The 13,483-nt window shown below is 70.0% G+C and carries 15 protein-coding genes and 1 tRNA gene; 5 read left to right on the top strand and 11 right to left on the bottom strand.

The window, feature by feature from the left end; translation table 11 throughout:
- Nucleotides 1-63: 63 nt before the first annotated feature.
- The 4 genes from ACYVK7_RS05095 to ACYVK7_RS05080 all read right to left on the bottom strand — a co-directional run bounded on the left by ACYVK7_RS05095 (nucleotide 64) and on the right by ACYVK7_RS05080 (nucleotide 3,881).
- A complete protein-coding gene (locus tag ACYVK7_RS05095) occupies nucleotides 64-477 on the bottom strand; it encodes an SRPBCC family protein (RefSeq protein WP_460886601.1) in 414 nt (137 codons plus the stop codon).
- 33 nt (nucleotides 478-510) lie between these two features.
- Nucleotides 511-1,998, bottom strand: coding sequence for a hypothetical protein (locus ACYVK7_RS05090; protein WP_460886600.1), 1,488 nt, complete (start codon nucleotides 1,996-1,998; stop codon nucleotides 511-513).
- A complete protein-coding gene (locus tag ACYVK7_RS05085; protein ID WP_460886599.1) occupies nucleotides 1,995-2,615 on the bottom strand; it encodes a TetR/AcrR family transcriptional regulator in 621 nt (206 codons plus the stop codon). Before ACYVK7_RS05085 ends, ACYVK7_RS05090 begins: the two co-directional genes overlap by 4 nt.
- A 516-nt stretch (nucleotides 2,616-3,131) precedes the next feature.
- A complete protein-coding gene (locus ACYVK7_RS05080; protein ID WP_460886598.1) occupies nucleotides 3,132-3,881 on the bottom strand; it encodes a nucleotidyltransferase domain-containing protein in 750 nt (249 codons plus the stop codon).
- Between ACYVK7_RS05080 and ACYVK7_RS05075 the strand changes: the two genes are divergently transcribed.
- A complete protein-coding gene (locus tag ACYVK7_RS05075) occupies nucleotides 3,825-4,361 on the top strand; it encodes an LIC_13387 family protein (protein WP_460886597.1) in 537 nt (178 codons plus the stop codon). The genes ACYVK7_RS05080 and ACYVK7_RS05075 overlap by 57 nt on opposite strands.
- Before the next feature lie 9 nt (nucleotides 4,362-4,370).
- A tRNA-Met gene (locus ACYVK7_RS05070) sits at nucleotides 4,371-4,444 on the top strand.
- A gap of 79 nt (nucleotides 4,445-4,523) precedes the next feature.
- Here the strand turns inward: ACYVK7_RS05070 and ACYVK7_RS05065 are convergent.
- Nucleotides 4,524-5,411: a cation-transporting ATPase gene (locus tag ACYVK7_RS05065; protein WP_460886596.1), complete on the bottom strand. Its 888-nt coding sequence runs from the start codon at nucleotides 5,409-5,411 to the stop codon at nucleotides 4,524-4,526.
- Between the two features lie 79 nt (nucleotides 5,412-5,490).
- Complete coding sequence (locus ACYVK7_RS05060) at nucleotides 5,491-6,429, bottom strand: LysR family transcriptional regulator (protein WP_460886595.1); 939 nt, start codon at nucleotides 6,427-6,429, stop codon at nucleotides 5,491-5,493.
- A 71-nt stretch (nucleotides 6,430-6,500) separates the two neighbouring features.
- Between ACYVK7_RS05060 and ACYVK7_RS05055 the strand changes: the two genes are divergently transcribed.
- From ACYVK7_RS05055 to ACYVK7_RS05045, 3 genes are all read left to right on the top strand, one after another.
- On the top strand, nucleotides 6,501-7,442 hold the full coding sequence (locus ACYVK7_RS05055) for an EamA family transporter (RefSeq protein WP_460886594.1): 942 nt from the start codon (nucleotides 6,501-6,503) through the stop codon (nucleotides 7,440-7,442).
- Nucleotides 7,443-7,505: 63 nt separating this feature from the next.
- Nucleotides 7,506-8,468, top strand: a complete 963-nt coding sequence (locus ACYVK7_RS05050; RefSeq protein WP_460886593.1) for an alpha/beta hydrolase — start codon at nucleotides 7,506-7,508, stop codon at nucleotides 8,466-8,468.
- A gap of 71 nt (nucleotides 8,469-8,539) precedes the next feature.
- Complete coding sequence (locus tag ACYVK7_RS05045; protein WP_460886592.1) at nucleotides 8,540-8,932, top strand: ester cyclase; 393 nt, start codon at nucleotides 8,540-8,542, stop codon at nucleotides 8,930-8,932.
- Between the two features lie 98 nt (nucleotides 8,933-9,030).
- On the opposite strand, the gene ACYVK7_RS05040 is transcribed toward ACYVK7_RS05045, so the two are convergent.
- The 5 genes from ACYVK7_RS05040 to ACYVK7_RS05020 form a co-directional block, all read right to left on the bottom strand.
- On the bottom strand, nucleotides 9,031-9,660 hold the full coding sequence (locus ACYVK7_RS05040; RefSeq protein WP_460886591.1) for a GNAT family N-acetyltransferase: 630 nt from the start codon (nucleotides 9,658-9,660) through the stop codon (nucleotides 9,031-9,033).
- A 97-nt stretch (nucleotides 9,661-9,757) separates the two neighbouring features.
- Nucleotides 9,758-10,273 carry a universal stress protein gene (locus ACYVK7_RS05035; RefSeq protein WP_460886590.1) on the bottom strand — a complete coding sequence of 172 codons (516 nt, stop codon included), beginning with the start codon at nucleotides 10,271-10,273 and terminating at the stop codon, nucleotides 9,758-9,760.
- A complete protein-coding gene (locus ACYVK7_RS05030) occupies nucleotides 10,270-11,856 on the bottom strand; it encodes a tripartite tricarboxylate transporter permease (RefSeq protein WP_460886589.1) in 1,587 nt (528 codons plus the stop codon). The genes ACYVK7_RS05035 and ACYVK7_RS05030 overlap by 4 nt, the downstream gene beginning before the upstream one ends.
- A gap of 12 nt (nucleotides 11,857-11,868) precedes the next feature.
- Nucleotides 11,869-12,405 carry a tripartite tricarboxylate transporter TctB family protein gene (locus ACYVK7_RS05025; protein ID WP_460886588.1) on the bottom strand — a complete coding sequence of 179 codons (537 nt, stop codon included), beginning with the start codon at nucleotides 12,403-12,405 and terminating at the stop codon, nucleotides 11,869-11,871.
- Complete coding sequence (locus tag ACYVK7_RS05020) at nucleotides 12,402-13,466, bottom strand: Bug family tripartite tricarboxylate transporter substrate binding protein (protein ID WP_460886587.1); 1,065 nt, start codon at nucleotides 13,464-13,466, stop codon at nucleotides 12,402-12,404. The genes ACYVK7_RS05025 and ACYVK7_RS05020 overlap by 4 nt, the downstream gene beginning before the upstream one ends.
- Nucleotides 13,467-13,483: the final 17 nt, after the last annotated feature.

Raw genomic sequence — 13,483 nt, 5'->3', positions numbered from 1 at the left:
GCACCGACCGTGCAGCGGGGTGACTCGCGCCGACCGTCGATACCGGACGTGGAGAACGGGCTGTCATCGAGCTGAGGATCCGGCGGTCCACTGGGCGAGCCGTTCTAGACGGAGGCTTGGGAGAGTGGCGAGCGTATGCCCGAGGAGCAACGCGAGAGGACCGTCTCGCTCCACCGCGTGGGTGACGCGCGTCTGTCGTGTGTCGAGGGGAGTCAGCTGCCATTCCCCGGTTTCGGAGAGCCCGGTGACACGCCAGGAGATCGTGATCGCCCCGCCATCAATGTGCGTGTAGACCAGTGTCCCCCGTAGGCCGCGGATGACCTCGAGCCGGTATTCGGTGCCGGCGACAGCGCGTGGGGGCCCTTCCACCTTGACGAAGGCAGGGTTCCATTCGGGCAACTGCGTGGCGGAGAGCAGCGCCGTGCGAACATGCGCGATCGGTGCGTCGATGACGGCGCTCGACGTGGCGGTGGACACTACGTACGTCCTGATTCGGGCTCCTCGATGGGGTCATTCACCGACGTAAGAGATCACGGCAGTCGCGTAGGCGTCGATGACCGCGACGCTGTCGATGCTCTCCGAGCGTCCACGGTTGGCGACGTCGGCGCTGACCTGTTCGAGCTGCGCGCTACTTGCGAGCGTGGGCACCGCCACCCGGACCGGTTCAGCTGTCTTGTTGACGAAGAGGATCTTGCGGGAGCCGTCAACGGTCAGGTAGGCCTGGACGTGGACGCGAGGATCGGGATAGCCGTGCGCTGCAGTGGCGGAGGTGGTGACCAGCGCGTCGCCGGGGCCGAAATGCCGGAGGAGCAGCGCCAGAGCGTCATAACGGGCATTGGGTTCCCCGGTCTCCCAGGCCAGCAGGCTGATTCCGGGGTTCATGCCGGGGTAGTCGATGAACTCGGCGATCCCAACCAGGTCGATGCCGAGTTCGACGAGTTTGGCCCACAGGTAGGACTGGACCGCCGCGCTGAGCGTCCAGTACGCCTCGGGAAAGGCCGGGGCCGGATCCATAGGCGCGGGCGGGAAGGTGCCGAGTTCGTTGATGTGGGTTTCGGCGTGGGGTGCCAGCCTGCGTCGGATCGCGTCGATGTGCCGGACCTGGTCGAGGAACGCGTCCGCCTGGGCGAAGAAGATGTCCCGCCAGTGCTCATAGGGCGTGTTCCCCTCCGTCCCGAACGGGTTGATGATCTCGGGTTGGGTGTAGAAGTGGTACGAGAACGCATCGATCGGGGTCTCGTCGGAGTGCTTGGCCGGGTCGAGGAAGTGCCAGTAGTACTCCGGGTCTGGATGGACGTGGCTCAGGGAGAGGCCGATGAACTTCATGTCTGGATCGAGCGGGGCCAAGCGGGAGACGACGGCGTCATAGAGCCTGGTGTAGACCTCGGGCGAGAGCTTGTGTCCGACATCGGGTTCGCACAGCACCTCCCAGTACGCGAAGCGGTAGCTGTGGCCCGACTCGTGCCACATGCCCAGTTCGTCGGTGAAGCCGCCGGCGATGTACCAACTAGCAAGTCGGTAGAAGTAGTCGGCGACCTCCGCGCAGGTGGGATCGCGCAGTTCGGTTCCCTGCTCGTACTCCCAGTGGATCTCGTCGGGGTCCTCGGAGACCGGGACAGGCTCGGGTGTGACGAACATCCAGGTGGGGATCGTCGCGAAGTTCGCCACGACCGGCCGGCCTTCGGCGGCCGCGACGAAGTCCTCGACGAAGGGGTCGAGCAGTTCGAAGTTCCACGAGGTCGTGGTCGCGGTCGGCGGGGTGAGCTCCGGCACCGCGAGTCGGAGTTGGCTGAACCACGGCAGGAACCGGGCGAGGTCGGCGCGGAGATTGCGTAGCGCGTCGAAGGCATTGCCGTGGATCGGGGAGCCTCGGCGCAGTTGCGGTGCGGTCCACAGGTGGGTCGTGAGGGTGGTTCGCGATCGACCGGTGGTGCTGGTCCAGTCGACCTGCAGCGTGGTGGACGGATTCGCGGGGGCATCTGGCTGGATGGCGGTCACGTCGAGGTTCCTTCCTGGAGTGAGGGCGGGTGGCCGAGCGCGGGCAGGATCGCTTGGTCGACGATTGCGGCGAGTGTGTCGGTGTCTGGTGTCTCTCCGGCGTCGAGCTGGTGTTTGAGCACCAGTGCTTCGCCGATGTCGACGACGACGGGAGTCACTAGCCGGGGGTCGATGACGCCGCGCGCGGCATAGTGGTCGATGACGGTGCCCGTGAACCGGTTCCCGTGCGTGTCGAAGACCCGGGTGTAGAGAGCTTCTACGAGATCGGGCCGGCGCTTGCGCTCGGCGAGGATCGCCGCCACTGCCGGCGCGGTCGGACCCTCGAGCCAGCCCACCAGTTGCTCGAGAGATCGCAGGAGATCCGAGCGCAGCGCATCGCCCTCCAAGGAGACCTGTTCGACGGGCATGGCTTCACCCAGCGCGTCGAGCAGAAGGTCCTCGACCGAGGACCAGTGCCGATAGATGGAGGTCTTGGCGACCTCGGCACGCCGGGCGACTCCCTCGATCGACAGCCGGCCCAGTCCTTGTTCCGTTATCTCGGCGATGACCGCTGCGCGGCAGGCCTTGCGCAGGTCTGCCGGTGAGCGCCGACGAGCGTGTGGTTCCCTCATGCCCATGTTCGCCACTATAGATACGCGTGCGTAGCTACGCAAGCGTATCTAGCGCCACACGGTTGCGTTTCCCACCCGAACTCCCTTCGTGGTCGATGCGGAGCCCCTAGCGAGACAGTCATTCCTAGAAACGAGCCGCCTCTCATGAAGAGGAGCGCGGGTCTGGACCGCGTCTTCTCGCTGATCTTGTCGATGTTCTGGAGAGTGCTGTGAGCCCTATTCAGGGTTGGGTCACAAAAGTAGAGTCCGGCAGCGACGGGTCGAACCCGACAGTGCGCGGTCCGTCGAAGAGAATGCCGCGATCCACCGCACCGCGATCACACAGAGGTGGCTGCACCCGCCCGCCCAGGACCTCCTCACCACCCGGCGGGCGCCGCGCCGAGGCGATCCGTGCGCTCAAGCGCCACCTCGCCAGGCGCGTGTTGACTCTGCGCCGTTCGGCCGACCGAAATCGCCGTAGTCGCTCCGCTTCCCGCAAATGGCGCGGTCGTTGCGCGATGGCGCCGGAGAGGGGCAAAAGTGTCAGACGCTGACGTGAGCAAGCGCGTCCAACGACGTGGCCAGGTCTGCCGCGAGTCCCGGATCGTGGAGGGCGACTTCGTCGGCAAGCGCCCTGACCAGAGCTGTGTGCGAGCGCGCCAGCTCTGGTTCTGCCAGGGACGCGGCGCGCGCCTGCTGCAAGACGGTGAGGAAGGGCACGGGCAGACGATCGGCGTCGCGACCATGATGTGGATTGAGGCCATGCCGCACGCATGCGAGAACAAGGAGTTGATCGCGAAGGTGGTCGAGCATCATGGTCGCCTGCCACACGCGGCCGCGGGCGATCGCTGAACGCGAGTGCAGCGCGTAGAGCCAGGCCATCCCGATCTCGCGTGATGCCTCCGGCTCCCGAGGCTCGGTCGAGGGCTGAGGTGTGCCGAAAAGCAGTGCGAAACCCGACTCAGTGGCTCGGAACTGGTCCTCGGGCCAGAACGACACGTCGATCTGCAGTGAGGACTCGAGAAGGAAGACTCGGTAGAGCACACCGCCAGCGATGACGTCCAGGTGGTGCGCCGCACCGCGGTGGTCGTAGAACTCTGCCGTCCACCGACTGGCCACTTCCGCGGGGTCGGTGTCACGACGCACTTGCAGCACCAAATCGATGTCGGACCAGGCGTCCTCGCGTCCAGTCGCCGCCGAGCCTACGAGCGCCGCGCCCACGACATCGTCGTCTGCGTGAGCTGCCTCGATCAGCTCCTTGCGCAACTGCTCGCGCTCGGCTGGTGTGAACATGCCGACAAGCCTACGGCGGCCCGTCGTGCCACGATCGCTCCGCTCGACCTGCCGTGCGCAGCAGGTCCATCCGTCATGTTCACGGGAGTCGTGCATGACTTGCTCGAGCTCGTGCTGCAGGCCGATCCGGAGCTGGACGCGGCGATGTGCGCTACCTCCATCGAGACCGGTCCGGTCTCGCTCCAGGCGGACCTGTTGAACCGGGGCGTGAGCCTCTCGATGGGGCTGGCGATGTTCGCCGTCGGGCTGCTGCTGTGGATGATCGCCACAGCACTCGAGGCACCCTCGCGCTGGATGCGCACCTTCGGAGTCGTGGCGCTCGTGTCGAGCGCAGCACCTGCTCAACCGCTGTCGCACCGGCGCCTGATCACCCGCGTGCCACGCCATCTTCCACCGAAGAGACGGTCGAACCGCAGAGGATGGCGTGGCACGCAGGGGATGGCGTGCCCTGCGTGGGTGGTACCTTTGGTCCGCACCTGAGGGTGTCATCGCGGGGTGGAGCAGCTCGGTAGCTCGCTGGGCTCATAACCCAGAGGTCACAGGTTCAAATCCTGTCCCCGCTACGAATGTCTTGGCCCGGAGATCCGCGGATCTCCGGGCCAAAGACGTCTGTACGGCTCGAGGCCGGTCAGGCAGGACGGCTCAGAAGAGGTCTCGCGGGTCGAACCCCTTGGCGAGGTCCGAGAGCTGCTCACCGGCACCCGAGACCTGGTCCCCCAGGCCGGACAGCGCACCGTCGGCCGTGCCGGCGAGGTCTTCGACGCCCGCCGTCGCGTCACCCAGCGCGCCGGCGCCGAGGTCTTCGACGCCCGCCGTCGCGTCGCCCAGAGCGCCTGTACCGAGGTCGCCGACCGACGACGTGAGCCCCTCGACGTCGACGCCCGACGCGAGCGACTCGAAGTCGACGCCGAGGTTCGCCGCGTTCTCCAGGAGCGGGCCGGCCACGCTGCTCACCGCGGCTCCGGCCGCGACCGCGCCCAGGACGCCGACCGCGCCGACCGCGACTCCTGCTACGGCTCCGCCCGTGCCGACCTTCGCGAGCACCGATCGCATGGAGCCGGGTCGGCGGGCCTCCGTCCGCGCGGCGGCCCGGGACAGGTCCGCGACGTCGGCCGAGCGGGGCTGCTCGTGCGGCGGAAGCTCCGTCTGCATGCGCTGCTGCACCGCCTGGCGCTGCGCGGGCGTGAGCCGGGCGAACGACTCGGCGTGGATCTGCTCGATCTGGTGCGGCTCCGCGGTCTGCATGAGGTAGTCGTAGCGGGCGATGGCCTGCCGGTCGGCGTCGGTGGTCGCCGACGCGCTCGGCCGACCCTGCGGCTCGGTCCGATAGCCCTGCCGCGCGGGTGCACGACCCGGCGTCTGCCCGGTCTGGTCGCGCCCGCTCACCGCGGCGGCGACGTCCTCCAGGGTGGACCGCCAGGACTTCTGGCCCGTCGTGCCGCTCTGCGGGGCCCCTTGCTGTTGCTGTTGCCCGGTCTGGGAGTCGAGCACCTTCTTGGCGAGGCCGATCATGGTGGAGAGCTTGGACATGCGGTCCGTTCCTTCCGTCGGGCGGAGGGGCCACACTCGCAGGTCAGCATGAGAAACGTGTGAGAGGGGGATGAGAGTTTCACCCGACGTCGCGCCCCACCGCCCGCAGTGCGTCCAGCACGGTGCGGACGGCGAGCCGTTCGGCCCGGTCCGGGCGCAGGATCGCGACGATCCACCGCGCGGCGTCCATACCGTGCACCGGTTGCAGGGCGATCCCGGCGCCGGGCGTGGTGCTGTACCGGGGGAGCACGGCGACGCGGTCGCCCGCGGCGACGAGTGCCTCGATCAGCCGGTTGTCACGCAGCCGCTGGACCACGCGGACCGGTGTGCCGGCTGTCGTCTCGACAGCGATGCGCAGGTCGTCGAACGGGTAGCCCAGCGGCACGCCGTACCACTCCTGGAGCGCCAGGTCACGGGCGGTGACCCGGGCCTTGTCGGCCAGCGGGTGGTCGGCCCGCATGGCGATGTCGAGCGGCTCACGAAGCAGGGCGGCGGTCGCCAGGTGCCCCGCTCCGGCGGGTACCGGCCCGGTGAAGCTGTGTGCCACGACGATGTCGTGGTCGGCGACCATCCCGGAGTACTCCGGCTCCGCGATGTCGACGTCGGTGCACTCGAGGTGCACGTCCGTGCCGGCGAGCCGGTCCAGCACGCCGGGCAGCAGGATCGTCGCGGCGCTCGGCAGCGTCGCCAGGCGGACGGTCCCTGACGCGGAGCCCAGGTACGTGTCCCACCTGGCCTGGACCTGGGCGATCGCCCGCGCGAGGTCGCGGCCGCCGTCGGCCAGGAGCCGGCCCGCCTCGGTGAGCCGCACGCCCCGCCCGGCCGGCTCGACCAGCGGGATACCGCCCAGCTCGCGCTGCGCCGTGCGGAGCTGCTGCGACACGGCCGACGGCGTGCGCCGGGTCGCCTCGGCGACCGCCGTGACGGAGCCGCGGTCGGCGAGCTCACGGAGCAGGTCGAGGTGGCGAGGATCCATGCGGGACAGGTCGTGCCCGCGGCGCCGGGGGTCCGCATCCATGAAGGCATCCTACAAGAAGCTGTAGAAACTTTCGCTTGTCCTTCAGGGTGCGTCGCGCACAGACTCGGGTCATGCCGATCTCGCACCGCTTGCTCGCCGTGGCCGTCGCGGTCATGTGGGGACTGAACTTCATCGCGATCGACGCGTCGCTCGCGCAGTTCCCCCCGTTCCTGCTCGTGGCGCTGCGGTTCGCGATCATCGCCGTGCCGACGGTGCTGTTCGTGCCACGTCCGCGGGTGCCGGTGCGCTGGCTCCTCGGCTACGGCGTCGGCTTCGGCACCCTGCAGTTCCTGTTCCTGTACTGGGGTATGGCCGTCGGTATGCCGGCGGGGCTGGCGTCGCTCGTGCTGCAGTCGTCGGCGCCGTTCACGGTGCTGCTCGGCGCGGTCGCGTTCCGGGACCGGGTGTCCGCCCGGCAGCTCGTCGGGCTGGGCGTGGCGACGCTGGGGCTGGCCCTGGTGGGCTGGTCGCAGGCGCAGGCCGCAGCGCTGGCGCCGTTCCTGCTGGTTCTCGCCGGCGGGTTCGGCTGGGCGATCGGCAACGTGTCCAACGCGCGGGCCAAGGCACCGAACCCGTTGCACCTCACGCTCTGGATGTCGGTGGTCCCACCCCTGCCGATGGCCGTGCTGGCCCTGGCCGTGGAGGGTCCGGACGCCATGGTCACGGCGTTCTCCCCGGGACCGCACCTGGTCCCGGCCCTGCTCGGGCTGGCCTACACGGTGCTGATCGGGACGCTGGCGGGGTCGGGGATCTGGACGTGGCTGATGGCCCGGCACCCCGCCGGGGTCGTCGCGCCGTTCTCGATGCTGGTCCCCGTGGTGGGGCTCAGTGTCTCGGCGGTGCTGCTGGGGGAGGACGTCGCGCTCGTGACCGTGCTCGGTGCCGCACTGGTGATCGGCGGCGTGCTCTGGGGTGCGCTGCGCACGCTTCCACGCCGCGGGCCAGGTGGCCCTCGGCGTGGACCGACCGACGGGAATCTCCCGGGGCGAGGTGATGCCGTCGTAGCCGCGTAGAGAGCTTCAGCCGACACCTATCGCATCCGACCAAGACACCACACCTTTCGAAGGAGCCTTGTCATGACGTACACGACCACCACCGTTCTGGAGACCGCCGCCGCTGAGTTCGCCGCGGCCACCGCCAACCCGCCCTACCTGTTCGACCTGGGCCCCGTCGAGGGGCGCAAGACGGTCGACGAGGTGCAGTCCGCCGAGATCGACACGCCGGAGGTCGACGACGAGTGGGTCACGGTCCCCGGCGGCCCGACCGGATCGGTGCGTGCCCGCATCGTCCGCCCGGCCGGTGCTACCGGCATCCTGCCCGTCATCCTCTACATCCATGGCGCCGGCTGGGTGTTCGGCAACGCGCACACCCACGACCGTCTGGTCCGCGAGCTCGCCACCGGGGTGCACGCCGCCGTCGTCTTCCCGGAGTACGACCTCTCTCCCGAGGCGCGCTACCCGATCGCCGTGGAGCAGAACTACGCCGTCGCCCGGTGGATCGTGCGGGACGGCGCGAGCAACGGACTGGACGCCTCGCGCCTCGCGGTCGCGGGTGACTCCGTGGGTGGCAACATGAGTGCCGCGCTGACACTGCTGGCCAAGGAGCGTGGCGACGTCCCCCTGGTGCAGCAGGTGCTGTTCTACCCGGTCACGGACGCGAGCTTCGACACCGGCTCGTACCACGAGTTCGCCGAGGGGTACTTCCTGCGCCGCGACGCCATGCAGTGGTTCTGGGACCAGTACACGACCGATCCCGCACAGCGCGCCGAGATCACCGCATCTCCCTTGCGCGCCACGACGGAGCAGCTCGCCGGCCTGCCACCGGCTCTGGTCATCACCGCCGAGGCCGACGTGCTGCGCGACGAGGGCGAGGCCTATGCCGACAAGCTCCGCGCCGCCGGTGTTCCCGTCACGGCCACGCGATACCAGGGGATCATCCACGACTTCGTCATGCTCAACGCCCTCCGCGGCACCCGGGCTGCCGAAGCCGCCATCGCTCAGGCCACGAGCACGCTGCGCTCGGCTTTCGAGACCGCCTGAAGCACCGAACTGCTCGAACACCGAACTGCTCGAACACCGAACCGCTCGAACCACAAGAAAGGGAAAGACCCATGACCGACAGCGACCTGCGCGCCTTCTACGAGCGCTACGTCGAGGCGCTCAACGCGCGCGAGTTCGACCGCATGGACGAGTTCGTCCACGAGTCGATCATCATGCACAGCGAGCCGAGCACCCGTGCGGCCCTCGTCGCGCAGGCGAAGAGCATCGTCGATGCTGTGCCCGACTTTCACTGGGAGGTCCAGGAGCTCGCCATCAACGACGACAGCATCGCCGTCCGGGCGATCAACACCGGCACGCCGACCAAGGAGTGGCTCGGGGTGGCCCCGACCGGCAAACCGATCAAGATCGTCGAGTACGCCATCTACCGCGTTCGCGACGGCAAGTTCCTGCACATGTCGGCCGTCCACGACGCCGAGACCCTGCGTGAGCAGCTCGCAGGCTGACCCGGCCGGGCTCGGCTCCGCCCGCCCGCGGCTGAACGCCGCGGGCGGGTCGGTCGTCCGGGTGGCACTGTCGCCCGGACGGCCGCGTCGGACCCGGCTCAGCCGAACACGAGGTACACGCCAGGTTTGCCGGGCTCCACCAGCTCGAACCTGCGGCTCAGATCCGTGCGCTCGATGAGGTCGACCTGCTGCGTGAACTGTTCGTTGGTGACGAAGACGGTGCGCTCGAGCCCCCAGGCGTCGGCGAACCAGGCCCGCAGCGCGGCGAGGAGGCGTCCGTCCAGGCCCGTCTGCAGTCCCGTCTCCAGTCCCGTCTCCGATCCCGCCTCCACGCGTGACCGTCGCACCCAGAAGTAGACGACGGCCTGCACACGTGCCCACTCGTCGTCGCCGACGGGCGTCACCGCCGCCCTGGTGAGGAAGGCGGCGTTCGTGGGGAAGACGTAGACGCAGCCCAGGCACTCGGTGCGGAGCGGGTCGAGCACCGTGTACGTGAAGGCACGGGCCGCCGCGTGGCGCTCCTCGAGGTCGACGAGATCCGCGCGGTTCGCCTCGACGGTGAAGTCGTCCTCCGGCCACGACGACTGCTCCCACAGCCGCAGGTGCTCGCGGGTCTCCATGACGGCGGCGTGGTCCAGCCGGGCGTCGTCCGCTGTGATGGGGCGCAGGACGAACTCCTCGGTGCGGAGCTCGGCAGGTGTGGGCTCCTGCAGGTCGCGGGTCGGCATGGTCGCCTCCTCTGATCGCTCTGAGCCGCCGAGCGTGCCACGCGAGATGGCCGCGCACCACGGAATATGCCGCCCGGGAGCAAGCCCGGGCCCGATCTCAGCCCGGCTCCGGCCCGGGCTTGACGGCGAGCACGGGGCACTCCGCGTCCAGGAGGATCCGCTGCGCCACGGAACCCATGAGCAACTTGCCGACCGGGCTGCGGTGCCTCAGCCCCACGACGACGAGCCGCGCGGACAGCTCGTCGGCGACGTCGAGCACCTGGTCCGCGACGTCCCGCCCCATCTCCTGCCGCACGAGGTGGGGCAGGCCGGTGCCCCGCAGCCGCTCCTCGAGGTCGGCGAGCCGAGCGGGCGCGGCGAAGCGCTCGTCCACGAGGGCGTCCCCGCGGGTGCCGTTGACCACCGCGACGCCGCGTCCGCCCTCGCGGGCCCAGGCGACGCCGTGCTCCAGGGCGGCGTCACCGAACTTGTCGGGGGTCCACGCCACGACCACCCAGCCGCCTGGCGGGTCCTGCTCCGTGTCCCGCCTCGCGTCCCGGTCCGGTCTGTCGTCCCGGTCCGGTCTGTCGCCCTGGTCCAGCCTGTCGTCCTGGTGCTGCGCGTCGTTCGTCACCGCTGATCCCCTTCTGTCCCGACGGCGGCGCCGTCGTCCCGTACGTCTGCGGCGGCGGCCTCGGCCACCATCCGCGACTCCGTCCGCGACCGCCACCGTGACAGCAGCGGCCGGGTCACCAGCACCAGGAGGAGCACGGCGTAGATGGCGATCGCCAGCGGCTCGCTCCACAGGATGGCGGCGTCGCCGCCGGAGATGGTGAGCGCCTCGCGCAGCTTGGTCTCCATGAGCGGACCCAGGATGACGCCGAGGATGAGCGGGAGCACCGGCAGCCCGAACCGCCGCATCGCGAGGCCGAGCAGGCCGAAGACGAGGAGCAGACCGATGTCGAACGGGTCGAGGTTCGTGGCGTAGGCACCGAGACCGGCGAAGAAGAGGATGCCCGCGTAGAGCTGGGGACGCGGGATCCGCAGCAGCCGGGCCCACAGCGGCGCCAGCGGCAGGTTGAGCACAAGCAGCAGGAGGTTGCCGATCAGCAGGCTCGCCAGCAGGGTCCACACCATGTCCGCGTGCTCGGTCATGAGCTGCGGGCCGGGCTGGATGCCGTAACCCTGCAGCGCGGACAGCATCACCGACGCCGTCGCCGTCACGGGCAGACCGAGCGCGAGCATCGGCACGAGCATGCCGGCGGCCGACGCGTTGTTCGCGGCCTCCGGGCCTGCCACCCCCTCGATGGCGCCCTGGCCGAACTCGTCCTGGCCGCGGCCCCGCGCGCTCGAGCGTTTCGCCAGTCTGCGCTCGGTGAGGTACGACAGGAACGTCGGCAGCTCAGCACCGCCGGCCGGCAGCGCGCCGAACGGGAACCCGTACACGGTGCCGCGCAGCCACGGCCGCCACGAGCGGCGCAGGTCCTCTCGACCGAGCCACGGCTGCCCGACCGGCACGACCCGTACGGGCTTGCGGCGCAGGTGCGCCGCGACCCACAGGGCCTCGCCGAGGGCGAAGATGCCGACGGCCACCACCACGATGTCGAGGCGGTCCACGAGCTGGGCGACGCCGAACGTCAGACGCGGCTGCCCGGTGTTGAGGTCCAGCCCCACGAGGCCGATCGTCAGGCCCACGAACAGGGCGAGCAGCCCGCGCAACGGGCTCGCTCCCAGCACGGTCGCGGTCATGACCAGGGCCAGCACCATGAGCGCGAAGTACGACGGGGCGCCGATCTCGACGGCGACGTCGGCCAGCGCCGGCGCGAACATGGCGACCAGGAGCGTGCCGATCGTGCCGGCGACGAACGACCCTACCGCTGCGGTCGCCAGCGCCTGAGCCCCCCGCCCGACGCGGGCCATGAGGTTGCCCTCGAGCGCCGTCATCACGGACGCGGACTCGCCCGGCGTGTTGAGCAGGATCGACGTCGTCGACCCGCCGTACATGCCGCCGTAGTAGAGCCCAGCGAACATGATGAACGCCTGAGTGGGCTCGAGCCCGTACGTCACGGGCAGCAGCAGCGCGATCGCCATCGCCGGCCCGATGCCGGGCAGCACGCCGACGAACGTGCCGAGCAGCACGCCAACCGCTGCGTACAGGAGGTTCATGGGCGTGAGAGCGGCGCCGAGGCCTTCCCACAGCAGTCCGAGGTTCTCCATCAGGTCACCGCCTCACAAGATTCCGTCGAGGACGCCGGGGGTGAGCGGGATGCCCAGCCCGACGACGAAGCCGTACCAGCTGGCCACCGCGAGCACGAGACCCACGAGGACGTCGCGGATCAGGGTGCGGCTGCCGAGCGCCCATGCCGCGCCCGCGAAGAGGATCGCGCCGGAGAGCGCCCAGCCGAGCCAGGCGACGGTGGCGATGGTCAGCAGGATGACGCCGACCAGCTTCAGCACCGTGGGCCAGTCGGCGGGCGTCGTGACGTCGACGTCCTCGCCTGCCTCCGGGTCGGGGCGCGAGCCGCGCGCCGTCGCCACGCCCAGGAGCACGCTCGTGCCGACGAGCCCCGCGCCGATGACGAACGGGAAGATGCGCGGACCCACGGGGTCGGCGAACCCGACCTCCAGGGTCGTGGCGTCGTACACGGTGTACGCGCCGACGACGAGCAGCACGGCAGCCAGCCCGTACTGGGCGGCGTCGACGCGTGGGCTCAGGGGACCGTGGTCCGCCGCCCCCACGTCAGGGTTCTCCACCTCGGTGCTCACAGCAGGTCCAGCTCCTTCAGGGTGGTCGAGACCCGCTCGTCCTGCTCGCGCAGGAACTGCTCGAAGTCGTCCCCGGTGACGAAGGCGTCGGTCCAGCCGTTGTCGGCAAGGGCCTGCTCCCACTCGGGCGAGTCGTGCATGCGGGTGAGGTAGTCGATGAGCTCGTCGCGGCGCTCGTCGCTGATGCCGGGCGGGGCGACGACGCCTCGCCAGTTGGTGAAGACGAGGTCGATGCCGGACTCGGTGAGTGTCGGGACGTCGGCGAGGACGTCCTCGGTCAGGCGTTCCTCGCCGGAGACGGCGAGCACCCGCAGCTCGCCCGCCGCGATCTGCCCCTCGAACTCGGCAAGGCCGGAGAACCCGACCTGGATCTTGTTCCCCAGCAGGGCACTGGTCAGGGGCCCGCCGCCGTCGTAGGACACGTACCGCACGTCCTTCGGGTCGACGTCGACCGTCTTGGCGAGCTGCATGGGGAACAGATGGTCGGGGCCGCCGGGGGACGAGCCCCCGCCCACCACCACCGATCCCGGGTCCTTCTGCCACGCGGCCACGAGGTCGTCGATCGTGCGGAACGGAGAGTCGGCGGGCACGAGCACGCCCTCCTGCTCCTCGATGAGCTGAGCGAGCGGCGTCGCGTGGTGCGGGCGGGCGTCCACGCCGAACGAGTACGTGGACCCGACGACGCCGAGCCCCAGGGTCATCATGAGCCGCTCGTTGCCCGCCTCGCCCATGAGCCGCGACATCGCGACCGAACCGCCCGCGCCCAGGATGTTCGTCACCTGGATGTCACCGCCGGTGATGTCTCCGCGGTCGAGGACGCCGACGGCCGCGCGGCCGGTCTGGTCGTAACCGCCGCCGGGGCTGTTCGGGATCCACATGTCGAGGTCCGCGGAGTCGTCGCCACGCGTGACGCCGCACCCGGCGGCCACGGCCACCAGGGTCGCGGCGAGCGTGGCGGCGAGGGCCAGACGGGCGCCACGGCGTCGGCCGGTGCTGTGGGAGCGTCCGCGTCCCGCGGGTTCGGTCGTGCGGCTCGGGGGGCCGGATGTCGTCGACGACATCGGTTCCTCCAGACTGG

Source organism: Promicromonospora xylanilytica, assembly GCF_054782895.1.
Note: the sequence above shows the minus strand (reverse complement) of the source record. Positions and strands in the feature narration are given on the sequence as shown.